We start from the raw sequence: 21,540 nt of genomic DNA on the forward strand, positions 1-21,540 counted from the left end.
CCCGATGACCGTTGACGATCTCACCGCCGCCATCACCGACATGTACCGGTCGTTGGGCGACCGGGCGGCGTTCGATGCCCGGCTGCACCCCGAACTGACGATCTGGGAGTCCGACGCGCCCGACCTGCTGGACGGTCTGGCCGCCCTCGACGACCTGCGGGACCGCCGGGCGGCGGACCGGGGACCGGCCGCACCCCCGACCTCGGTCGCCCCCGAGCAGTTCCGGGCCGAGGTGTGGGAGGACACGGGACTGGTCCGCTACGTGCTGCGGGCCCGGTACGCGGCCGGGCAGCCGGACGACTGTTTCCGGGTGACGGACGTGCTGCGCCGCGACGAGCGGGGCTGGCGGATCGTGCACCACCACGCGGAGGCCCTCCGATGAGCGCCGAGGAACCGGTCACCGACCTGTACGACCTGCGGGTCGTGGTGGAACGGATCGAGGGTCGCTCCGTGTGCGGCCTCCAGCCGGGCGACCACATCGACCTGACCGAGTCGAGCCGGCTCACCATCCCCGCCGGCCGGCACTTCTGCCTCTACGCCCTCGCGGCCTGCCTGCCCCTGCTGCCGGCCAAGCAACGTCCGCTGCCGCCGGAGGACTGGCTGGCCCGGGACTGCCACGTGGCCTGCCCGGATCCGGACGAGCGGGTCATCCTGCGGATCGAGCGGACCGCCCGGCGACAGATCCCGACTGGAGAACTCACGTGAGCACCGACGAAGGACGCCGGCTGGTCGGCATCGGACTCCAGTCCGACAAGAGCGCCGACGAGTACGCCGCGCTGGCCGAACTCGCCGAACGGCACGGCTTCGACGTGCTGTCGGTCTTCGGTGACCTGATGTACCAGCCGCCGTTCTTCCCGCTGCTGGTGGCCGCGCGGCACACCCGACGGATCCGCCTCGGGTCGGCCTGCCTCAACCCGTTCACCATGCACCCGGTGGAGATCGCCGGGCAGGTCGCGGCGCTGGACCTGGCGTCGAACGGGCGGGCCTACCTCGGGTTGGCCCGGGGCACCTGGCTGGACCAGATCGGGGTGCCGCAGGCCCGGCCGCTGCGACGGATCACCGAGGCCGTCGACGTGGTCCGGCTGCTGCTGTCCCGCGACGACCGGGGGTTCCAGGGCCGGGAGTTCACCGTGGCGCCCGGCACCGCCCTGCGCTACGCCCCGGTCCGCGCCGACGTGCCCGTCCTGGTGGGAACGTGGGGTCAGCAGACCGCCCGGACGGCCGCCGCGTTCGCCTCGGAGGTCAAGGTCGGCGGGTCGGCCAACCCGGCGATGGCCAAGACGATGCGGGCCTGGCTGGACGAGGCCGCGCCCGCCGGTCGTGCCGGTGACCAGGTCGGCGTGGTGCTGGGCGCCGTGACCGTGGTGGACGAGGACGGCGCCCTGGCCCGTCGGGTGGCCCGTACGGAGGTGGCCATGTACCTCGCCGTGGTCGCCGCCCTCGACCCGAACGTCGACATCGACCCGGAGCTGCTCTCGCGGATCCAGCAGCACGTCGCCCGCCAGGAACACGACCTCGCGGGCGCGCTGATCGGCGGGGACCTGCTCGACCTGTTCGCTTTCTCCGGCACCCCCGAACACGTCGCGGCGCAGGCCGCGGCGGTGTTCGACGCCGGGGCGACCCGGGTGGAGTTCGGCACCCCGCACGGTCTGACCCCGGCGGGCGGTGTCGACCTGCTCGGCCGCCGGGTGCTGCCGCTGCTGCGGTGATGACGCCGTGGCGGGGGAGGGCACGCACCGGCCCGCCCCCGCCACGGGCTTTCTCCGTTCCCCCGCCGGCTCGGCGGGACGGGACCGCGGCCGGCAGCCGCCGGCGGTGTGACGTGTCAGCCATTCGTCACTGTTGACCCATGTTGATCTATATGTTATCCCGCCATCTTTACGCATCGTAGAAAATGGCGGAAACCTCCCCTTTCGGATTCGGGCACGGCCTGCGACCGAGGCGTGACACATTGCCTTTCGTCGTTGCATAATGGCCGCCGCACGCGCTGTCGCACCATCGGTTCCCGATGCAGCGACGCCGACCGAAGGGGACAATTCCGTGAAGCGGGACCACTCACCTGTGCTGCCTGGCGACGGCGCCACGGACTATGCGCGCTACATGCGTACGGACACGCTGCTCGACCTGCAACGCCGCCCGGAGGAGATGATCCACCGCGACGAGTTGCTCTTCCAGGTGGTGCACCAGTCCACCGAGCTGTGGCTGAAGCTCGCGGCGGCCGAGTTGACCGAGGCGGTCGCCCGGGTCCACGCCGGCGAGCCCGCGGCGGCCGAGCCGCTGCTGGCCCGGGCGGCGCTCGGGGTGCGGCTGGTCACCGACCAGTTGGAGATGTTCCGGTACCTGTCCCCGGCCGACTTCGAGGCCATGCAGCCGGCGCTGGGCAAGGGCTCCGGCGCCGAGTCCCCCGGCTGGCGGCAGGTCCAGGCCGCGAGCCGGCAGCTCGGCCGGGCCTTCACCGACCATCTCGCCGCGCACGGGATCGCCCTGGCGACGTTGCGGGCGACGGACCCGACGAACCCCGTCCACCTGCTCGCCGAGGCGATGGTGGAGTGGGACGAGCGGGTGTCGCTGTGGCGGGCGCGGCACTACCAGGTCGCCCTGCGGATCGGGGGTCACGCCGCCACCGGCGCCGAGGCGACGATGCTCGCCAAGCTCGTCGGGCACCGGTTCTTCCCCGAACTGTGGCAGGCCCGCGTGAAGTCGGTCCAGGGGTGAAATCGACCGTTTTTCCGCCGACGGACCCGACAATCCACAGCCACCCGGGAATTCGTCAATCCTTCCCTCGTACGCGGTCGACACGGGCGAAATGTCGAGGTGCGGTTCGTGCGTGAACTGACGAGTTGGCTGTCGGGCGCCGCCGAGGCCGACAGTTTTCCCTACACCCCTGTGCTGGCGGAGTACCACCGGGTCGGTAAACACTTCGTCGAAAAGGAACTCCTCGCCCTGCTGGACCAGATCCGGGCCCAGGTGACCGCGTCGGCGCCCGAGCCGCCGACGCCCGCCGTCCGGCTGCTACGCGACTTCCTCGACGTCGCGCTCGACAAGTGGGACGGCCGCTACGACTACCGCAGCTACCTGGCGCTACGCCTGCTGCGGCTGCCCTGCGGAGCGGACGACGGGCCGGGTGAGGAAGGCGACCGGCACGGCGGGGAAGGCAACCGGCACGACGACGGGCTCGCCCGCCCGGACGGCGCGCGCCACGGCCGCGACCGGCTGCTCGTCCGGCTGGTCGCCGACGCGCTGGCGTTCGAACTGGCCCCCGGCGACCTGCTGCCGGAGGACCGGCCGAGCCGGGAGGTGGTGGCCAAGCGCTGCCGGCTGGGCGTCCGGGCCGCGTCCCCCGCCCTCGCCCGCCTGGGCCTGGCCGGGGCGGTCCACGACCGGGAACCGGCGACGGCAGCCACGCTGCGGGCCCTCGCCGCCGGGCTCGAACCCTCCGGTGAGCTGCCCCTGCGGCTGAGCATGCTGCCCGTCTACGTGTCGCACGACGAGTACCTGTTCATCCGGGTGCTCCAGGCGTACGAGTGCCTCTTCGCGGGACTCGTCGACGAGCTGCGCGCCACGATCGCCGCCCTGGCCGCCGGCCGGGCGCGCCAGGCGGCCGACCGGCTGGCGTACGCCGGGGAGCAGCTCACCGCCGCCGGGCCGCTGTTCTCGCTGCTGGCCACCATGCAGCCGGCGGCGTTCCGGACCTTCCGGCAGTACACCGAGGGGGCGAGCGCCATCCAGTCCCGCTCCTACAAGCTGATGGAGTCGCTCTGCCGCACCCCCGAGGGCCCGCGGCTGGAGTCGCCCGCCTACCACCAGGTGCCGGAGGTGCTGGACCGGGTACGCGCCGGTCAGCCGTCGGTCGACGAGGCGTTCCGGGCGGCGGTACGCGACGGCCTGCTCAGCGGGCCGGACGGCGACCTCGTGGAACAGGCGATGCGCACGTTCGCCGCGGCCGTGCTCCAGTGGCGGCGCACGCACCACCGGCTGGCGACCCGGATGCTCGGCCCCCGCCCCGGCACCGGCTACACGGAGGGCACGCCCTATCTGGCCGCCGTCCGGTCCATCCCGGTCTTCACCTCCGTCACCCACGATCCGAGTCCCCCGTCACGGACCGACCCGACCGGAGGCAGCACCTCGTGAGCCCGCCCGACCCGACCCACGGCCCCGACACTCCCGAGTGCCTCGACGCCACCGCGCAGGCCGTCCTGCGCGCCGAGTTCCCCCTGCTGGGCACCTGCGTCTACCTGAACAACAACTCCACCGGCGCGGTGCCGAGGGGCGCGGAACACGTGCTCACCGGCTACTGGGAGACGCTGCGCGGCTGGCGCGACGAGGTGTGGCAGGGCTGGCACGTCGGCCTCGACCGGTACGCCGACTCCGTCGCCGCCCTCATCGGCGCGCCCCCGGGCAGCGTGGTCACCGACGCGAACCTGAGCACGCTGCTCGCCAGGGTGGCGTCCTGTTTCGACTACCGCCCACCGCGCGACCGGGTCGTCACCACCGACCTGGAGTACCCGACCGTGCCGTTCATCTGGAACGCGTTCCGGCGCTACGGCGCTCGGCCCGACGTCGTCCGGTCCGGCGGCCCGCGCTTCGACGAGGACGCGCTCGAGGCGCGGATCGACGAGCGGACGCTGCTGGTGTGCGTCCCGCACGCCAGCTTCTCCTCCGGCGCCACCCTCGACCTGCCCCGACTCGTGAAGCGGGCCCACGACGTCGGCGCCCTGGTCGTCGTCGACGCCTTCCAGAGCGTCGGGGTCGTGCCGCTGGACGTGACGGCGCTCGGCGTTGACGTCGTGCTCGGCGGCGCGCACAAGTGGCTGTGCGGGGTCGGCACCGCCTTCCTGTACGTCCGCCCGGACCTGGCCACCCGGCTGGAACCCGCGGCCACCGGCTGGCAGGCCGGCGACCGGGCACTGACCTTCCAGCCGTCGACCGGCTGGGCGCCCGGCGCCCGGCGGTTCGCCGGCGGAACGCCGTTCCCGCTCACCTCGCTGGTCTCCCAGGTCGGTCTGGACCTGCTGGCCGGGGTGGGCGTCGCCGCGATCCGCCGGCACTCGCTCGCCTGCACCCGGCGGATCCTGGACCGGGCTGCGGCAGCCGGCATCGACGTGGTCAGCCCGGTCGAACCGCACCGGCGCGGCGGCGTGGTGTGCCTGGACGTCGCCGACGGCGAGGCGGTCAAGCGGCGACTGGCCGCCCGGGACATGGTCTGCAGCTGGCGGGGCTACCTGCGGGTCGGCCCGCACGTCTACAACACCCTCGAGGAGATCGACGCGTTCATGGACGCACTGGAAGAGGAGCTGGGCCGGTGAACGTCACCCTGTCACCGCGGGCGCTGATGAGCCTGCTCGCCAACGGGCCCAAGGCGATGGACGTGCTGGAGACCGCGCTCGGCATGGGGCTGCTCGACGCGCTGGAGCCGGGACCGGCCCGCCTCGGTGAGCTCGCCGGACGGTTCGACGTACGGCCCCTGCGGCTCTACAAGTTCCTCGACTGCCTCGAGAGCCTCGGCTTCGTCGAACGCGGCGAGCCGGATGACGACATCACCGCGACCACGTACCGGGCCGTGCCCGGGCTCCGGGACGCCGTCACGGCGGTGGTCGGCCCGGACGCCATCGAACGTGACCGGGACCGCTATCCCTGGCGGCGGCTGCACGGCCGGCTGGGCGAGAGCCTGCGCGGCGAGGTCAGCATGGGCGACGACGACTTCGCGTGGCCACCGAGGACCGACGAGCAGACCGCCGCCTTCGAGCGCAGCATGGCCGTCGGGCTCGGCCCGGTGATCGAGGCGGTGCACCGCAACGCCGACCGGCTGTGGCCGGACCGGCGGCGCCTGCTGGACGTCGGCGGGGGCGACGGTACGCTCGCCGCGCACGTCCTCGACGACGCCCCCGGGCTGCGGGCCGACGTGTACAACCTGCCGGCGGTGGCGCCGCTGGTGGAAGCCACCCGGACCCGGGTGGGGCACGCGGACCGGCTGGGCTTCGTCGGCGGCGACTTCCTGGCCGAACCGCTGCCGTCGGGCTACGACGCGCTGGCGTTCGTCCGGGTGCTGCACGACTGGCCGAACGAGGTCGCCCGCCGGCTGGTCGAGAAGGCGTACGCGGCGTTGGAGCCGGGCGGGATGCTGCTGATCTGCGAGGAGTTCCGCACCCCGGACCGGCTGGCCATGCAGTTCTTCTGGAGCTACTTCCTGATCGGGGTCGACAGCTGCGTGAGCCGGCTGCGGGAGGTCGAGTTCTACACCGGCCTGCTCAAGGAGGTCGGCTTCGAACGGGTGGCGGTGCTGCCCGGCGGCTGGGAGCTGGTCTGCGCGTACAAGCCGGCGACCGGGACGTGACGGGCCCGCGCCGCGGCGGCCCCGGCGTTTGACCGCCGGGGCCGGGGGAAGACCGTGCGCCCAGGGCCGAATCCCGAGGAGCGACGATGGCGGACGCAGGACGGGCCAGGAAGGCCACCGGGGCGCGCAAGGCCCCGATGAAGCGGGCGACGGCGGCGAAGAAGGTGGCGACGGCCACGAAGCGGGCCACCGGGGCGACCGCGGCCAAATCCCCGGGTGGGAAGCCCACCCCCACCACGGCCCGCGTGGCCAGGAAGAAGGACACCTCGGCCACGGCGGCACCGGCCCGCGCCCGCAAGGCGCCGGCCACGGCCGCGCCGGCGAAGAAGGCGCCCGCGAAGAAGACGGCGAAGGCCGCCGCGACCCGCGCCACGGCCGCGAAGACCCCGGCCCGCAGGGCTACGACCATGGAGTCGTTCGGCAGCCGGCGGGCACCCCGCACGAGCGCCCGCTGACCCGGAGGCACGACGTGGGCGCCGCCGTGCGGCCCGGCTCACCGCACCGCGCCGCCCATGTACGCCTGCCGGGATCCGGACGCCGGTCCCGGCGGGCCGTCGGCCAGAATGGGCCGGTGGCGAAGCGACCCCGCCGGAGGGCGGCCGACAACCAGGAAAGGCCCTGCCCCTGCGGCTCCGGCCAGCCGTACGCCGGATGTTGCGGACGGCTGCACCAGGGCGAGGCGGACGCGGCGACTGCCGAGGCGCTGATGCGGTCGCGGTACAGCGCCTTCGCCGTCGGCGACGCCGCGTACCTGCTGCGCAGCTGGCACTCCTCGACCCGGCCGCGTCGGCTCGACCTCGATCCCGGCCAGCGCTGGACGGGCCTGGAGATCGTCGACACCGACCGGGGCGGGCTGTTCGACGCGACCGGCACCGTCGAGTTCCGGGCCCACCACCGGGCCGACGGCCAGCCGGGGACGCAGGCCGAGCGCAGCCGCTTCGTCCGCGAGGACGGCCGTTGGGTCTACCTCGACGGGCTGCCCGGCTGACGCCCGGTCGCGGTGCCGGGGCACCGCGACCGGGCTGCCGTTCAGCCGTTCGCGACGACGCCGCTCGACAGGCCGAGCCGGTCGAGCGCCGCCGAGACGAGCTCGTCCGGCGTCAGCGACACGTCGAGCACCAGCACCGACTCGTCCGGGTGGGGCTGCTCCAGGGTGGCCAGCTGCGACTCCAGCATGCTCGCCGACATGTAGTGCCCGGCGCGGCGGGCCATCCGCTCCCGGATCACCTCGGCCGACCCGTCCAGGTGGACGAACTCGACGCTCGGCGGGCCCTGGCGCAGCACGTCGCGGTAGGAGCGCTTCAGCGCCGAACAGGCCAGCACCGTCGACACGCCGTCGGCGGCGCGGGCAGCCATCCACCCGGCCAGGTCGCGCAGCCACGGCAGGCGGGCGGCGTCGTCCAGCGGCACGCCGGCCCGCATCTGCGCCACGTGGGCCGGCGAGTGGAACTCGTCCGCCTCGGCGAAGGTCAGGCCGGTGCGGGCGGCGATGCCCCGGGCCACGGTCGTCTTGCCGGCCCCGGACACCCCCATCACCACCACGTGCCGCGTCGGGGGCGCGTCGGTCTCACCAGTCATGGACCGTGCCGTCCTGGAGCCGGTTGAACGGCAGGTAGGCCGGCACGTACGGGAACTTCGCGGCAGCTTCCTCGTCCAGCTCGACACCGAGCCCGGGCTGCTCCCCCGGGTGCAGGTAGCCGTCGGTGAAGGTGAACGACTGCCGGAACACCTCGTTGGTGAGCGGCCCGTGCTGCATGTACTCCTGGATGCCGAAGTTGTGGATGGCCAGGTCCAGGTGCAGCGCGGCGGCCATGCCGACCGGCGAGATGTCGGTCGGGCCGTGGATGCCCGACTTGATCTGGTACTGGGCGGCGAAGTCGAGCAGCTTGCGCATGGCCGTGATGCCGCCGGTGTGGGTGACGGCGGAACGGACGTAGTCGATCAGCTGCTCGCGGATGAGCGTCTGGTAGTCCCAGACGGTGTTGAAGACCTCGCCGATCGCCAGCGGGGTGGTGGTGTGCTGGCGGACCAGCCGCAGCGCCTCCTGGTTCTCCGCCGGGGTGCAGTCCTCCAGCCAGAACAGGTCGTACGGCTCCAGCGCCTTGCCGAGCTTGGCGGCCTGGATGGGGGTCATCCGGTGGTGGCCGTCGTGCAGCAGCGGCAGCTCCGGGCCGAACTCGTTGCGGACCGCCTCGAACACGCCGGGCAGGTGCCGCAGGTAGGAGCGGGTGTCCCAGTCCTCCTCGGCCGGCAGCGGGGTGCGCTGCGCCGGCTCGTAGTCGTACCGCTTGCCGTCGGCGCTGGGCTGTGCGGCGACGCCGTACACGGCGTTGATGCCCGGCACCGAGGTCTGCACCCGGATCGAGCGGAAGCCGAGGTCGAGGTGCCGGCGGATCGAGTCGAACAGCTCCGGTACGTCCCTGCCGGAGGCGTGGCCGTAGGCCATGATGCCGGTGCGGGACGCCCCGCCCAGCAGCTGGTACAGCGGCATGCCGGCGGCCTTGGCCTTGATGTCCCACAGGGCCACGTCGACGGCCGCGATGGCGGCCATGGTGACCGGCCCGCGACGCCAGTACGCCGAGCGGTAGAGGAACTGCCAGGCGTCCTCGATGCGGTGCGCGTCCCGGCCGATCAGCAGCGGTACGACGTGGTCGCGCAGGTACGAGGCGACGGAGAGTTCCCGTCCGTTGAGGGTGCCGTCGCCCAGGCCGGTGATGCCGTCGTCGGTGGTGATCTTGAGTGTGACGAAGTTGCGGTCGGGGCTGGAGACGATGACGTCAGCTGCGACGATCTTCACGGGTTGCCTCTCTTCCTTGGGGGTGCTCGGGCGACTAGCGGATGACGCTTCCGGCCTCGTGGCCGTCGAGGAGGGACAGTTCGTCGCGGCGCGGCAGCCCCTCCCAGTCGCCGGGGCTGGAGACCGCGAAGGCGCCGAGGGTGGCCGCGCGGCGCAGCCGGCCGGCCAGGTCGAGCCCGTCGAACCAGCCGGACAGGTAGCCCGCGGTGAACGCGTCCCCGGCGCCGACCGTGTCGACGGCGGTCACGGTCAGCGCCCCGACGTGTCGTACGCCGTCCCGGGTGTGCGCGCGGGCGCCGTCGGCGCCCAACTTGACCAGGACCGTGTCCACGCCCCGCCGGAACAGGTCCGCCACAACCGTGGACTCGTCGGCCCCCGGGTCGCCGACGAGGTCCAGCTCGTCGGCGGAGGCGATGACGACCGAGGCGTGCCCCGCCAGCGGGGTCAGCACCTCCCGGGCGGTGTCGCGGGACCAGAGGCGGGCCCGGTGGTTGACGTCGAGGCACACCGGGACGCCCGCCCCGGCGGCGGCCTCGGCCGCCCATCGCGTGGCCGCGCGGGCGGAGTCGGACAGCGCCGGGGTGATCCCGGTCAGGTGCAGCATCCGCGCGCCCGCGGCCAGCGGCGCCCGCAGGTCGTCGACGTCGAGCGCGGAGCCGGCCGAGCCGGCCCGGTGGTACTGCACCCGGGTCAGGTCGGCGGTGCGCCGCTCCAGGAACATCAGGCCGGTCGGCCGGTCCGGGTCCCGGCTCACGCCGTCGACGGCGACGCCCTCGGCGCGCAGCTGCCGCAGCGCGTACTCGCCGAACTCGTCGGCGCCCACCCGGCCGACCCAGGCGGCGCGGTGGCCCAGCCGGGCCACCCCGACCGCCACGTTGGACTCGGCGCCGGCCAGGTGCATGGTCAGCGGTCCCCCGGCGGCGAGCGGGCCGGCCGAGCGCAGCGACACCAGGGTCTCGCCGACGGTGAGCAGGTCCGGCGCGGTCATGATCCGGCCGAATCCCGCACGGCGGAGAGGTAGGTGCGCGCACGTGCCCGCAGGGCGTCCAGGTCGCCGCCGGAGGCGGCGTCGCCGACCAGGGGTCCGCCGAGACCGACCGCGATCGCGCCGGCCCGGAAGTAGCCCGGCACGTCGTCCAGGCCGACGCCGCCGACCGCGACGAACGGGATGTCCGGGAAGGGGTCACGCACCGCCTTGAGGTACGCCGGGCCCCCGACCGCCGCCGGGAACAGCTTGACCGCCGACGCCCCCATCCGCGTCGCGGTGTACGCCTCGGTCGGGGTGAGCGCCCCGGCGACGACCGGGAAGCCGCGCCGCGCCGCCTCGGCGATCGACTCGACCACGGCCGGTGTCACCACGAACTGCGCGCCCGCGGCGGCCACGTCGGCGACGTCGGCGGTGGTGAGCACCGTGCCGGCCCCGACCAGCGACCCGGCGGGGGCGACCGCGCGCAGCGCCTCGATCACCCGCGTGGCGCCCGGCGTGGTGAGGGCCACCTCGATGAGGCGTACGCCCTCCTCCAGCAGTGCGGTGCCCGCGGCGAGGGCCGCGGCGGTGTCGGTGCCGCGGATGATCGCGAGGATGCGGGCGTCGGTGAGTTCGGCGGTGAGGTTGACGGTCATGTGATCACCATTCCGCGTAGGAGCCGTCGCGGTGCCGCCACGTGGGGCTGCGCCACGCGTGCCCGCGCTTGTCCGCCGTCCGTACGGCGTTCTCGTCGATCTCGATGCCGAGGCCGGGTGCCGTGAGCCGCTCGACGTACCCGTCGACGAACGTCAGCGGGGTCTTGTCGAGGCAGTAGTCGAGCACCTCGGCACCGAGGTTGTAGTGGATGCCGATGCTCTGTTCCTGGATCAGGTAGTTGGGCGTGGCGAAGCCGACCTGGAGGCAGGCCGCCAGGGCGATCGGCCCGAGCGGGCAGTGCGGGGCGAGCTGCACGTCGTACACCTCGGCCAGCGCGGCGATCTTGCGGACCTCGGTGATGCCGCCGGCGTGCGAGAGGTCCGGCTGGGCCACCGCGATGCCGGCCTGGAGCACCGGCAGGAACTCCTGCCGGTTGTAGAGCCGCTCCCCCGTCGACACCGGCGTGGTGGTGGAGCGGACGAACTCGCCGATGAGGTGCGAGTTCTCCGGCACCACCGGCTCCTCCAGGAAGAACGGCCGGTACGGCTCGAGCAGCGGGGCCACCCGGCGGGCGTTGGCGAGGGTGAACCGGCCGTGGAAGTCGACCGCCACGTCCCGCTCGTCGCCGAGCACCTCGCGGGCGGCGGCCACCCGCCGCACCACGCCGTCGAGTTCGGCGACGGACGCGACGGAACTCATCGGGCCGGAGGCGTTCATCTTCACCGCGGTCAGGCCCGTGGCGATCGCGGCGCTGATCTGGTCGCGGACCTCGCTGGGCTCGTCGCCGCCGACCCAGCCGTAGACGCGGATCCGGTCCCGGACCGGGCCGCCGAGCAACTGGTGCACCGGCGCGCCGAAGTGCTTGCCGGCGATGTCCCACAGCGCCTGGTCGAGCCCGGCGACGGCGCTGGCCAGGATCGGCCCGCCCCGGTAGAACGAGCCCTTGGTCATGACCTGCCAGTGGTCCTCGATCCGCAGCGCGTCCCGGCCGACCAGCAGCTCGCTGAGCTGCTCGACGGCGGTGCGGACGGTCTCGGACCGGCCCTCGCAGGTCGCCTCGCCCCAGCCGACGATCCCGGAGGACGTCTCGACCCGGACGAAGAGCCAGCGCGGCGCGACGAGGAAGGTCTCCACCCGTGCGATCGTGGTCATGCTCTCCTCATCCCTTGGTGGCGCCGGCGGTGAGGCCGGAGACGACGTACTTCTGCACGAACAGGGCGATCAGCATGATCGGCAGGGTGACGACGGTGGCCGCCGCCATCAGGCCGCCCCAGTCGATGCTGGCGTAGCCGACGAAGTCGAAGATCGCCACCGGGAGCGTCTTGGTGTCGGCCCCGGACAGCACGAGGGCGAACATGAAGTTGTTCCAGGAGAAGATGAACGACAGGATGCCGGCGGTGGCGATGCCGGGCACCGACAGCGGCAGGGTGATCCGCCGGAACGCGCCGATGTGGGTCAGGCCGTCGACGAGGGCCGCCTCTTCGAGTTCGGCCGGCAGGCCGTCGAAGTAGCCCATCATGATGTAGACGATCAGCGGCAGCGACACGAACATGTGGCTGAGGATCAGCGGGGTGAACCCGCCGACCATCTGCAGGTTCGAGAACACGTAGTACCAGGGCACCAGCAGCGAGACGCCGGGGATGACCCGCGCCATGAGCACGACGAGCGCGGACTTCTTCATGTTGAAGCGGCTCATCGAGTACGCGGCGGGCACCCCGAGCACGAGCGAGAGCACGGTGGCCGCGAACGCCACCCAGAGGCTGTTGCCGATGAACTGGATGTAGTTCGCCTGCTGGAGCACGTTGGAGTAGTTGTCCAACGTCGGGGAGAAGACGAACGCCTTCTCGCTGTCGTAGATGTCGACGTTCGTCTTCAGCGACGCGGCGACCATCCAGACCAGCGGCGCGATCAGCGACAGCACCACGAGGATGAGGGCCACCGTCCGGAAGACCTTGTACGGCCTGCGCAGCTTCATCGGTTCATCCCCTTCTTGCGGTAGGTCAGGGCCCACATGACCCCGATGATGATCAGGAAGAAGATGATGAGGACGGTCGACGAGACGCCGTAGTCGTTGTAGTCGAAGCTGAGCCCGTAGGCGTACACGTTGAGGGTCTCCACCTCGTGGAACGACCCGCCGCCGCGTCCCTTGGTGGCGTAGAGGATGTCGAAGGTCTTCAGCGCGTCGATGCCGCGCAGCAGGATCGCGACGATGACGGTCGGCATCAGCAGCGGCAGGGTGACGTGCCGGAACCGCTGCCAGGTGCTGGCGCCGTCGATGAGCGCCGCCTCCTGCGGCTCGTCCGACAGCGACGTCAGGCCGGCGAGCAGGATCAGCACGACCATCGGCGTCCACTGCCAGATGTCGATGAACATGGTCGTCGGCAGGGCCGAGTTCTGCCCGGACAGCCAGGGCTGGGGGTCGATCCCGACCCAGCCGAGCACCTGGTTGGCCATGCCGATGTTGGGATCGAAGATCAGCCGCCACATCATGCCGACCGCGACCGGGGTGGCCACCAGCGGCAGGAGGATCGCGACGCGGACCCACTTCTCACCGCGGAACGGTCGCCACAGCAGCAGGGCGATCGCCATGCCGAGCACGACCTCGAAGAAGAGCACGACGCCGGTGAAGAGGGCGGTACGCCACACGGCCGGCCAGAACCGGTCGGTGTCGCCGAGCACGTCGAGGTAGTTCTGGAAGCCGATGAAACTGCTCTCGGCGCGCACCGAGCCCTCGGCGTCGGTCAGGCTGAGGTAGCCGGTCCACGCGACCGGGAAGACGATCAGCACGGCGACGAACAACATGGCGGGTGTCGCGAAGAGCCACTTGCGGTGCTCGTTGGCCCAACGCGACCAGCCCGACGTCTCCGGGGACGCCGGACGCGCCTCGGGCGATCTCTTGACTGGTGTGGTGACGGCTGACATGGGGTCTCCGGGTGGGGTCAGGGCCAGCGTCCCGACGCGGGGTGGCGGAGCCGACCGGCTCCGCCACCTGCGCTTCGGGCTACTTCGCCTCGTCGTCGAGGAACTTCTGGAACGCCTCGTTGGCGGCGTCCGCCGAGGCGGCCGCGTCCTTGCCGGTGATCGCGTCGACGATCGGCTGGCCGACGATCTCCCGAGCCTGGGCGACCTTCACGACCAGCGGGCGGTCGTGGCCCACGCCGTTGGCGGTGCTGACCGTGGTGGCCTCGGCGAGGTCCTTCGGGTAGGTCGCCGCGCCCTCCGGGTTCTCCCAGACGGAGGTGCGGGCGCTGGGGACGCCGGCCTTCTGCTGCGCCAGCGCCTGCTCCTTGCCGGCCGCCCACTGGATGAACTTCCAGGCGTTGTCCTGGTTCTTGGACGCCTCGTTCACGCCGAGCGCCCAGGAGGGGATGTTGTACGGCTTCGAGCCGGCCGGGCCGGCCGGGAAGGCCGCGAACCCGACGGTGTCGGAGACCTTCGACTTGGCCGGGTCGGTGGCGTTCTTGTAGAGCGAGTTGGCCTCGGTGTAGAAGGCCGCCTTGCCCTGGGTGAAGATCGCCATCGCCTCGGACCAGCTCATGTCGGTGCTGATGTTCTTGGGTCCGTGCTCCCGCAGCAGCCCGCCGTAGTAGGCGTACGCCTGCTTGGCCTGCTCGGAGTTGACCGAGGCCTTGCCGTTGGCGTCGACGAAGTCGCCGCCGAAGCTGTAGAGGAAGCTGGAGAACTGGGTGACGGCGGCGGACTTGCCGGTGCGGGACACGAAGCCCGCAACGCCCGGGTTGTCCGCCTCGACCTTCGCCGCCTGCGCCTTGAGCTCGTCGAGGGTCTTCGGCGGGGCGGTGAAGCCGGACTTCTCCAGCAGGTCCTTGCGGTAGTAGAGGACCTCCTGCTCGGTGATGATCGGCACGCCGACCAACTTGTCCTCGTACGTGGTGGCCTGCACCGGTCCGGACTGGAAGTCACCGACCTCGAACGCGCTGTCCGACTTGCTCTTGTCGGTCAGGTCGGCGAGGTACTTGTTCTTGCCGAACAGCTTCCCCTCCTGCAGCGGCCGGTACATCATCACGTCCAGGTCGGTGGACCCGGCGTTCAGCTTGACGTTGTACTGGTCGGAGAGCTGGTCCTCACCGAGCTGGGTGACCTCCACCTTCAGGCCCGACTGCTTCTCGAACTCCGGCAGGGCCTTCTTGATGTTCTCGGTCCAGACGTGGTTCACCAGCGTCACGCGCACGGTGTTCGAACCGCCGGCGTCGTCCCCGCCGCCACCACAGGCGGACAGGCCGAGGGCGACGACCATCCCCAGGGAAGTCCCGATAACCGCTCGACGTCTCACGTCCATCACTCCTTATGCCGTGGCCGTGGCCGCCGCCCGGTCGGGTGGGCCGCCACCTTGCGGTTTACATCCGCTTAACGTCGGGATGCTAGGCCGAAAAAGCAGACTTATACAAGTAGTACATCCAACTGATATGCTCTGCCATGTGAAATCGTCCTCTCCAGGGGTTGCCGCCACCCAGCTCGCCCCTGTCGAGGCTGGCCTGCACGCACGCGTCCTCGACCGTCTCGGCACGGCCATCTGCGGGGGCGAGCTGACGCCCGGGTCGGTCCTCAACATCGACGAGCTGGTCGACCGCTACGCCGTGTCCCGCTCGGTCGTCCGCGAGGTGCTGCGGGTGCTCGCCTCGATCGGCTTCATCGAGACCCGCCGCCGTGTCGGGGTCATGATCCGCCCCTCGGACGCCTGGAACGTCTTCGATCCGCAGGTGATCCGCTGGCGGCTCGCCTCGGCCGGCCGCATCGTCCAGCTCCGCTCGATCACCGAGCTGCGCACCGCCGTCGAGCCGCACGCCGCCTGGCTCGCCGCCAGCCGGGTCGGCCACGACGAGGCGAGCGACCTCGTCGGGCTCGCGGCGAAGATGTGGGCCGCCGGCAAGGCCGGCGACGAGGAACGCTTCCTCGAACTCGACATAGAGTTCCACCGGCGGATCCTGGTCGCCTCCGGCAACGAGATGTTCGTCCGGTTGCAGGACCTGATCGCCGAGGTGCTCACCGGCCGACACCAGCACCACCTGATGCCGCACCACCCGCACGAGCAGGCCCTCCAGCTGCACGCCGAGGTCGCCCAGGCGATCCAGCGGCGCGACGGCGAACGGGCCCGGCGGGCCATGGTGCAGCTCATGGAGCAGGCCTTCAACGAGATGAGCTCGATCTGGGAGCAGACCGGCGAGACCGCCGGCGCCTGACCCAACCCGCTCAGCCCCACCCCGCTTCCCGCGATCTTGCACTTTAGGCCCGCTATTTAGGGCAAATATCCCCTTTGCCCCGGCGGCAAGTGCAAGATCGCTGGGCTGGGCCGCTGCGAGCGGCGGGCCGCTGCGGGCGACGGCGGGCCGACCGGCCGGCGCGGGTCACCAGGAGCAGCGCCACGATCAGGTACGGCACCGCGGCCACCGCGAAGGCGACCCCGTTGCCGGCCCCGGTGGCGAGCAGGCCGTACCCGCCGTACACCGCGATGATCGTGACGTCGGTGGCCATCCCGGCCAGCGATGTCACGGTCGCCCGGCTGCCACCGGTGATCCGCGCCTGCAACCGGGCGTCGGCGAGCACGGTGGCGAGCTGGAAGCCGCAGAACGCGGCCCCGACCAGCACGAAGCCGACCGGCCGGGCGAGCAGCGCCCCGGCGGCCAGGGCCAGGGCCGACAGCGCCAGCAGGCCGGCGTACCCTCTGGCGGTCAACCGCTCCCCCGCCGGGGCCAGCAGACCGCCCACACCCACCCCGGCCCACGTGAGCAGGAGCAGCAGCGGCACGGTCGCCTCACCGACACCGGTGTCGCGGGCCAGCAGCGGGGCGTACTCGTCCAGGGCGCCCCAGACCGCCGCGACCACCGCGACCAGCGACACCGCCGCGCGCACGGCCCGGTCGGTGCGGACCTCGACGAACCCGGCGCGCAGGCTCGCCCACCAGCCGAGGTCGTCGTCGTCCGCCCCGACCTCACCCCCGGCCCGGTCCGGCCCTCCGTCGGTCACACCGGCAGCCGTGGCAGGCACGGCATCGGCAGGTCCGGCAGCGGCGGATGCCGGCTGGCGGCGCTCCGGAAGGTGGGCGACGGATGCGGCGGGCGTGGACTGGCGGTGCTCCGGCAGGCGGGTGGCGACGGCGGCGGCGAGCAGGCAGGCGAGCACGCTGGCCACGCCGACGGCCGGATAGCCGCCGACCGCGAACACGGGGCCGGCCAGCAGGATCGAGGCGAGCACACCGAGCGTCCCGGCGGTCTTCGCCCGACCGATGACGCGGGCGTACCGGCCGGCGGCGCCGAGGCGGTCGAGCTCGGTGAAGACCAGCGCCTCCAGCGCGCCCGAGGCGAGCGCCCCGCCGGCACCCCAGAGCACGAACCCGACGGCGAACGCCGGGTACGAGGGCACGAGCACCCAAAGTGCGAAACCGGCGGCGGTGACCACCGGTGCGAGGCTGACCAGCAGCCGCCGGGAGACCGCGTCGGCGAACGCGCCGGAGGGCACCTCCAGCAGGATGCTGGCGGCCGACCAGATCACGAACAGCGACGAGATCTGCCACACCGACAGGCCGGTGTCGCTGAACAGCAGCACGTACAGCGGGTAGAGCAGGACGGTTTCGGTGAGGAACGCGTACCCGTAGAGGGTGGCCGCCAGGCCGCGGACACGCGGGTCGGGCAGGCGTGGAGGGTGGACAGTCATGGGACCTTCCTGGGGGGACGAAACGGACGCCGGACGTACGGCGACCGCGGCGGCCCACGGCAGTGGCCCCTAGCAGTGCATCAACATCGCCACGTCATGCCGGTGATGGTAGTCGCGCCGGCCCGGGCGGTCACGCCCGTCGCCGGACACGCGCCAGGGTGGGACCCGGATCGGATCCCACCCTGGACGGTGGTGGTCAGCGGCGGCGCTGCTCGCCGTCCACCGGCGGGATGACCATGGTGGCCTCGCTGTCCTCGCCGGCCTGTCGGGCCGGAACGGTGGCGCCACGCGCGGTGACCTGGGTGGCGTCCGGGTCGCCCTGCCGCGGCACCGGCACGGTCGGGTCGGCGTCGACGCGCGGGCCGGAGACCACCTGCGTGGCGTCCGGGTCCGCATCGACGCGCGGGCCGGAGACCACCTGCGTGGCGTCCGGGTCGCCGCCGGGCACCGGGACCCCGGCCGCGTCCCGCCCGGCGAGATGCGCCTCGCTGTCACGGCGGCCGGCCTGGTAGGCGCGGGCGTGCGTGGCGATCAGCTGCGACTCCTGCTCGGCCCGGGTCAGCCACGACTCCCAGCGGCTCTGCATCGGCCGGACCAGCCCGCCGCCGACCCCGACGACGAGGATGCCGCCCACGGTGGCCAGCACGGCGACCAGCACCGGAGTGGTGACCGCGGTCGCCACGCCGATCTGGTTGAGCGCGGCGATGACGCCCAGGCCGAGGATGAACACCGACGCGATGGTGGCCAGGATCCGGCCGTACGACAGCCCGCCCAGGGCGCCGCTGATGATGTCCTTCACCGCGCTGGCGATGGCCGCGGCGACCACGACGATGACGATCGCGACGAAGGCACGGGGCAGCCAGGCGATCACCCCGGCGATCAGGTCGGAGATCGGGTTCGGACCCCAGATGCCGAAGGCCAACTGGAGGGTCACCAGCAGCACCCCGTAGTAGGCGAGCTTGGCGACGATGTCGCTGGCGTCGTACCGCGAGCGGGCCAGGGCCCGACGGATCCCGCCGCGCTCCACGGCCCGGTCGAAGCCCACCCGCTCCAACACCTTGTCCACGACCTTCAGCACGGCCTTGGCGATCAGCCAGCCGGCCACCAGGATGGCCACGAAGGCGACGGCCTTCGGCAGGAACAGCATCACCGACCGGAAGGCGTCGCCCACCGCATCGCCGAAGTTGTCTCTCATCGGAATTCCTCCACACGGCATCCGGTTCGTCCGGATCCCGACCTACCCCTGGCGGCGACCGGGGAAACACCGGGTCAGCGACGCCCGCAGTCGTAGGACACCGGAGTCTGGGCCTGCACCGGGGACGGTGAGGTGATGTTGACCGTGGCGGTCTCGGTCGTGGTGCCCACGCCGCTGAAGGCCCAACGCAGCGTCAGCTCGACGGTGCGCTGGCCGCGCCCGACCCGCTCGGTCAGCAGGCTGCCGGGTGCGCTGCCGGTACGCAGCCACTGGTAGCGGATCTTCCCCGCCCGGCCGTTGGTCGACACGGTGGCCACCACGTCGACGGTGACGTCACACCGGTCGCCGGCCGGCTGGGAAGCCGTCACCGTCACCCCGGTGACCTCCAGCGGGCTGAGCCGCTGCCAGAGGTGGAGGCCGACGGCGGCGAGCAGCGCGACGGTCAGCACGGTGGACAGCACCGACGTCACCGTCCGCCACGCCGACCGCCGCCGTGGCGGCGGCGACGCTGGCACGGGCCACGCCGGTGCCGATGGCGGGGTCGTCGGCACACCCGGGCCGAACCGCACCTCCCCGACCGGTTCGGCGGCGTTGGACCCACCGAAGATCGTCCCCGCCCCGGGCCCGGTGGTACGCCCGGTGTCAGGGCCGTGCCCGGTCCCGACGGCATGCCCGGTCCCCGGAGCCGTCGGCTGGGTGCTCCACCGCACCGGTGCCGGTCGCGCCGCCCGCCACGGCTCAAGCCCTCCGCCGGGGGCGTGCTGCGGCATCGTCGGCTGGCCGTGGGCCAGATGCATGGTCGCGTCATCGGGGGTGAGGGCCACGGTCTGCTCACCGGCGGCCGGGTAGGCCCCGGCGCCGCCAACGGCGAGGTGCACCGTCGGCTCGGCCGAGGTCAGGTGCACGGTCGGTTCGGCCGGTGGGTGCGGCCGGTGGAGGTCGAAGCGGGCGGTCCCCGCATCCTCGCCCGGCTGACGTTGGGTGGGCAGCGCCTCGGTCGGGTCGTTCGGCTGGGTCACGGCGGCCCGCCCTCCGTCGTCGTGGTCGGCATCCGGATGTCCGGGCTCAGCCCGGGGTACAGGACTGGTACAGCGTCACGTACACCGGCGAGCCCTCGGGCGAGGCGTTGCCGGCCTCGTCGACGGCGACGACCTGGACCGGGATCCGGGTGCTGGCCGCCGGCCGGGGCAGGTCGCCCAGGACGCCCCGGAACAGCCCGCGCCCATCGGACGTCATGGCCACCTCGGTGGTACGACCGTCCAGGGTGTACCGGAAGCTCACCCTCAGCTTCCCGGCCGCCGTACGGTCGTCGGAGACGACCACGGAGACGGTGCTGGACGTGGGTCCGTACGGGCAGCCCTTGGGGTCCAGTTCGGTCGGGCTGGCCGCGACCCGGTCGACGGACGGGGCGACGGTGTCCGCCGGTGGCGGCGGGCTGGTGCTGGTCGACGGGGTCGGCGGGGCCGGGGCCGATGATGTCGGTGGAGCGCCGGGGCCGGCGGGATCCGGTGTCGTCGCCGTCGCGGTCGGCGCGGCGGAGGGGGTCGGCGTGGGCGGCGCCGCGACCGTCGGGGTGGGCGGCGCGGCGGCCGATGCGGACGGCTCGCCGGTCGGGCCCGGCGCCGCCTCGGGCGCGGCCGGCCCGGCGGCGGGCAGCGGCTCGTCGCGGGCGGCGTAGCTCAGCCCGGCGCCGCCGAGCAGCAACGCCGCGGCCAGCCCGCCGCCGGCCAGCGCGGCGCGGGCCCGGCCGGAGCGCAGCCATGTCAACCGGCCCGACCCTTCGCCGAACGCGGTGCTGGCCAGGCTGGTGGCGCCGCCGGCACCGTCCGGGAACGGGAAGAGGGCGGCGAGCAGCGCCGCCCGCCGGGCCAGCTCGCGCAGGCCGCGCTCCTCCCACCGCTGCCCGTACGCCTCGGCCGCCACCTGTTCCAGTACGGCGAGAAAGACCTGGGCGGGTTGCGGCCGCTCGGCCGGTTGCTTGGCCATGCCGTGCCGCAGCAGGTCGTGCACCGGCGCGGGAGCGGGTTCGGTGGGAATCGGCGCGCGGGCGTGCTGCTGGCGCAGTGTGAGCAGGTCCCGCCCGTCGTAGGGCGGCCGACCGGTGAGGCACTCGTAGAAGGTCGCGGTGGCCGCGTAGATGTCGCAGGCCGGGCTGGCCGGCGCGCCCGTCCACTGCTCGGGCGCCATGTAGCGGGGGGTGCCGGTCACGCTGATTCCCGACGTTCCACCCACCGGCATGGCGATGCCGAAGTCGGCCAGCTTGCTGGTGCCCTCGGCGGTGACCAGCACGTTCTCCGGCTTGTAGTCACGGTGCACGACGCCTTGGGCATGCGCCGCGCCGAGCCCGGCCAGCGAGCCCTTGAGGACGCAGAGCGCCGACTCCGGGATCGTCGGGCCGTGCGCGCGCAGCATCTGCCGCAGCGACACGCCGTTGACCAGCTCCATGACGATCGCCGCGCCGCTGGGCGACTCGACGTACTCGTAGAGGCGGGAGACGTGCGGGTCGTCGATCTCGGCCAACAGCCGGGCCTCGGCGCGGAACGCGGTGCGGAACGCCGGGTCGTCGCCGATCCCGCCGATGAGGTACTTGATCGCTACCGGTGTGCCGGTCGCGTCGTGCACGGCGAGGTCCACCCGGCCGGACGCGCCGGCGCCGAGCTGGCGCACCGCGCGGTAGCCGGAAACCTGCCAGCCGCTCACGGGCTCACCTCTCCGTCCCTGGGGGCGGTGGGGCCGCCTCCGGTGGCCATTGTGGTCGCGGGAAACGCCGCGGCCATCGGCGCAACGGCTGCTTCCGGCCCCCGGACGTCCGGGACGTACCGGCGGGCGGGTGCATGATCGGTTACGGACACACGACACTGGTACCACCCGCGGGCAAGCACACCGCGCCGCCGCCCCGCCGACTGGACCAGGGCGCCGCC

At 72.8% G+C, this 21,540-nt stretch carries 21 protein-coding genes and 1 pseudogene; 10 read left to right on the top strand and 12 right to left on the bottom strand.

Features of this window, described 5'->3' with window-relative positions:
- Nucleotides 1-4: 4 nt before the first annotated feature.
- The 9 genes from AB0D32_RS16705 (at nt 5) to AB0D32_RS16745 (ending at nt 7,322) form a co-directional block, all read left to right on the top strand.
- A complete protein-coding gene (locus AB0D32_RS16705) occupies nt 5-382 on the top strand; it encodes a nuclear transport factor 2 family protein (protein ID WP_357090475.1) in 378 nt (125 codons plus the stop codon).
- Complete coding sequence (locus AB0D32_RS16710; RefSeq protein WP_091630792.1) at nt 379-705, top strand: TIGR04076 family protein; 327 nt, start codon at nt 379-381, stop codon at nt 703-705. Before AB0D32_RS16705 ends, AB0D32_RS16710 begins: the two co-directional genes overlap by 4 nt.
- Nucleotides 702-1,709, top strand: coding sequence for an LLM class flavin-dependent oxidoreductase (locus AB0D32_RS16715; protein ID WP_357090477.1), 1,008 nt, complete (start codon nt 702-704; stop codon nt 1,707-1,709). Before AB0D32_RS16710 ends, AB0D32_RS16715 begins: the two co-directional genes overlap by 4 nt.
- 331 nt (nt 1,710-2,040) lie before the next feature.
- Nucleotides 2,041-2,715 (top strand): tryptophan 2,3-dioxygenase family protein, encoded by a 675-nt coding sequence (locus tag AB0D32_RS16720; RefSeq protein WP_357090479.1) that lies wholly within the window; start codon nt 2,041-2,043, stop codon nt 2,713-2,715.
- Nucleotides 2,716-2,814: 99 nt separating this feature from the next.
- Complete coding sequence (locus AB0D32_RS16725) at nt 2,815-4,131, top strand: tryptophan 2,3-dioxygenase family protein (protein WP_357090481.1); 1,317 nt, start codon at nt 2,815-2,817, stop codon at nt 4,129-4,131.
- Nucleotides 4,128-5,306, top strand: a complete 1,179-nt coding sequence (locus tag AB0D32_RS16730) for an aminotransferase class V-fold PLP-dependent enzyme (protein ID WP_357090484.1) — start codon at nt 4,128-4,130, stop codon at nt 5,304-5,306. The genes AB0D32_RS16725 and AB0D32_RS16730 overlap by 4 nt, the downstream gene beginning before the upstream one ends.
- Nucleotides 5,303-6,334 (top strand): methyltransferase, encoded by a 1,032-nt coding sequence (locus tag AB0D32_RS16735; protein WP_357090486.1) that lies wholly within the window; start codon nt 5,303-5,305, stop codon nt 6,332-6,334. The genes AB0D32_RS16730 and AB0D32_RS16735 overlap by 4 nt, the downstream gene beginning before the upstream one ends.
- 86 nt (nt 6,335-6,420) lie before the next feature.
- The gene (locus AB0D32_RS16740) at nt 6,421-6,789 is read left to right on the top strand and encodes a hypothetical protein (protein ID WP_357090488.1); all 369 of its coding nucleotides are present in this window, start codon (nt 6,421-6,423) and stop codon (nt 6,787-6,789) included.
- Between the two features lie 116 nt (nt 6,790-6,905).
- Complete coding sequence (locus AB0D32_RS16745; RefSeq protein ID WP_357090490.1) at nt 6,906-7,322, top strand: YchJ family protein; 417 nt, start codon at nt 6,906-6,908, stop codon at nt 7,320-7,322.
- 41 nt (nt 7,323-7,363) lie between these two features.
- On the opposite strand, the gene AB0D32_RS16750 is transcribed toward AB0D32_RS16745, so the two are convergent.
- The 8 genes from AB0D32_RS16750 to AB0D32_RS16785 all read right to left on the bottom strand — a co-directional run bounded on the left by AB0D32_RS16750 (nt 7,364) and on the right by AB0D32_RS16785 (nt 15,046).
- Nucleotides 7,364-7,912: a gluconokinase gene (locus AB0D32_RS16750; RefSeq protein WP_357090492.1), complete on the bottom strand. Its 549-nt coding sequence runs from the start codon at nt 7,910-7,912 to the stop codon at nt 7,364-7,366.
- Nucleotides 7,902-9,131 carry a D-mannonate dehydratase ManD gene (gene manD, locus AB0D32_RS16755; RefSeq protein ID WP_357090494.1) on the bottom strand — a complete coding sequence of 410 codons (1,230 nt, stop codon included), beginning with the start codon at nt 9,129-9,131 and terminating at the stop codon, nt 7,902-7,904. The genes AB0D32_RS16750 and manD overlap by 11 nt, the downstream gene beginning before the upstream one ends.
- 34 nt (nt 9,132-9,165) lie before the next feature.
- On the bottom strand, nt 9,166-10,119 hold the full coding sequence (locus tag AB0D32_RS16760) for a sugar kinase (RefSeq protein ID WP_357090496.1): 954 nt from the start codon (nt 10,117-10,119) through the stop codon (nt 9,166-9,168).
- Nucleotides 10,116-10,754 (bottom strand): bifunctional 4-hydroxy-2-oxoglutarate aldolase/2-dehydro-3-deoxy-phosphogluconate aldolase, encoded by a 639-nt coding sequence (locus AB0D32_RS16765; protein ID WP_357090498.1) that lies wholly within the window; start codon nt 10,752-10,754, stop codon nt 10,116-10,118. The genes AB0D32_RS16760 and AB0D32_RS16765 overlap by 4 nt, the downstream gene beginning before the upstream one ends.
- A 4-nt stretch (nt 10,755-10,758) precedes the next feature.
- The gene (gene dgoD, locus AB0D32_RS16770; protein WP_357090500.1) at nt 10,759-11,907 is read right to left on the bottom strand and encodes a galactonate dehydratase; all 1,149 of its coding nucleotides are present in this window, start codon (nt 11,905-11,907) and stop codon (nt 10,759-10,761) included.
- Between the two features lie 7 nt (nt 11,908-11,914).
- Nucleotides 11,915-12,730 (bottom strand): carbohydrate ABC transporter permease, encoded by an 816-nt coding sequence (locus AB0D32_RS16775; RefSeq protein ID WP_357090502.1) that lies wholly within the window; start codon nt 12,728-12,730, stop codon nt 11,915-11,917.
- On the bottom strand, nt 12,727-13,677 hold the full coding sequence (locus tag AB0D32_RS16780; protein ID WP_357090504.1) for a sugar ABC transporter permease: 951 nt from the start codon (nt 13,675-13,677) through the stop codon (nt 12,727-12,729). Before AB0D32_RS16780 ends, AB0D32_RS16775 begins: the two co-directional genes overlap by 4 nt.
- Nucleotides 13,678-13,756: 79 nt before the next feature.
- Nucleotides 13,757-15,046 (bottom strand): sugar ABC transporter substrate-binding protein, encoded by a 1,290-nt coding sequence (locus AB0D32_RS16785; RefSeq protein WP_357090506.1) that lies wholly within the window; start codon nt 15,044-15,046, stop codon nt 13,757-13,759.
- Nucleotides 15,047-15,191: 145 nt separating this feature from the next.
- Between AB0D32_RS16785 and AB0D32_RS16790 the strand changes: the two genes are divergently transcribed.
- Nucleotides 15,192-15,953: a FadR/GntR family transcriptional regulator gene (locus AB0D32_RS16790; RefSeq protein ID WP_357090508.1), complete on the top strand. Its 762-nt coding sequence runs from the start codon at nt 15,192-15,194 to the stop codon at nt 15,951-15,953.
- Nucleotides 15,954-16,122: 169 nt separating this feature from the next.
- Here AB0D32_RS16790 and AB0D32_RS16795 read toward each other — a convergent pair.
- The 4 genes and pseudogenes from AB0D32_RS16795 to AB0D32_RS16810 all read right to left on the bottom strand — a co-directional run.
- A pseudogene (locus AB0D32_RS16795) lies at nt 16,123-17,424 on the bottom strand (MFS transporter); the annotation flags it as partial.
- Nucleotides 17,425-17,620: 196 nt separating this feature from the next.
- Complete coding sequence (locus AB0D32_RS16800; RefSeq protein ID WP_357090510.1) at nt 17,621-18,640, bottom strand: hypothetical protein; 1,020 nt, start codon at nt 18,638-18,640, stop codon at nt 17,621-17,623.
- A gap of 53 nt (nt 18,641-18,693) precedes the next feature.
- Complete coding sequence (locus tag AB0D32_RS16805) at nt 18,694-19,638, bottom strand: hypothetical protein (protein WP_357090512.1); 945 nt, start codon at nt 19,636-19,638, stop codon at nt 18,694-18,696.
- A gap of 46 nt (nt 19,639-19,684) precedes the next feature.
- The gene (locus AB0D32_RS16810; protein WP_357090514.1) at nt 19,685-21,319 is read right to left on the bottom strand and encodes a serine/threonine-protein kinase; all 1,635 of its coding nucleotides are present in this window, start codon (nt 21,317-21,319) and stop codon (nt 19,685-19,687) included.
- Nucleotides 21,320-21,540: the final 221 nt, after the last annotated feature.

Origin of the sequence: Micromonospora sp. NPDC048170, from assembly GCF_040652795.1 — a bacterium.
GTDB lineage: Bacteria > Actinomycetota > Actinomycetes > Mycobacteriales > Micromonosporaceae > Micromonospora.

What these genes read in the sequence shown, in the direction of transcription:
- AB0D32_RS16705 (WP_357090475.1), top strand. Translation starts at nt 5, where the DNA reads ATGACCGTTGACGATCTCACCGCCGCCATCACCGACATGTACCGGTCG.
- AB0D32_RS16710 (WP_091630792.1), top strand. Translation starts at nt 379, where the DNA reads ATGAGCGCCGAGGAACCGGTCACCGACCTGTACGACCTGCGGGTCGTG.
- AB0D32_RS16740 (WP_357090488.1), top strand. Translation starts at nt 6,421, where the DNA reads ATGGCGGACGCAGGACGGGCCAGGAAGGCCACCGGGGCGCGCAAGGCC.
- AB0D32_RS16750 (WP_357090492.1), bottom strand. Translation starts at nt 7,912, where the DNA reads ATGACTGGTGAGACCGACGCGCCCCCGACGCGGCACGTGGTGGTGATG.
- AB0D32_RS16760 (WP_357090496.1), bottom strand. Translation starts at nt 10,119, where the DNA reads ATGACCGCGCCGGACCTGCTCACCGTCGGCGAGACCCTGGTGTCGCTG.
- AB0D32_RS16765 (WP_357090498.1), bottom strand. Translation starts at nt 10,754, where the DNA reads ATGACCGTCAACCTCACCGCCGAACTCACCGACGCCCGCATCCTCGCG.
- dgoD (WP_357090500.1), bottom strand. Translation starts at nt 11,907, where the DNA reads ATGACCACGATCGCACGGGTGGAGACCTTCCTCGTCGCGCCGCGCTGG.
- AB0D32_RS16775 (WP_357090502.1), bottom strand. Translation starts at nt 12,730, where the DNA reads ATGAAGCTGCGCAGGCCGTACAAGGTCTTCCGGACGGTGGCCCTCATC.
- AB0D32_RS16780 (WP_357090504.1), bottom strand. Translation starts at nt 13,677, where the DNA reads ATGTCAGCCGTCACCACACCAGTCAAGAGATCGCCCGAGGCGCGTCCG.
- AB0D32_RS16800 (WP_357090510.1), bottom strand. Translation starts at nt 18,640, where the DNA reads ATGCCGTGTGGAGGAATTCCGATGAGAGACAACTTCGGCGATGCGGTG.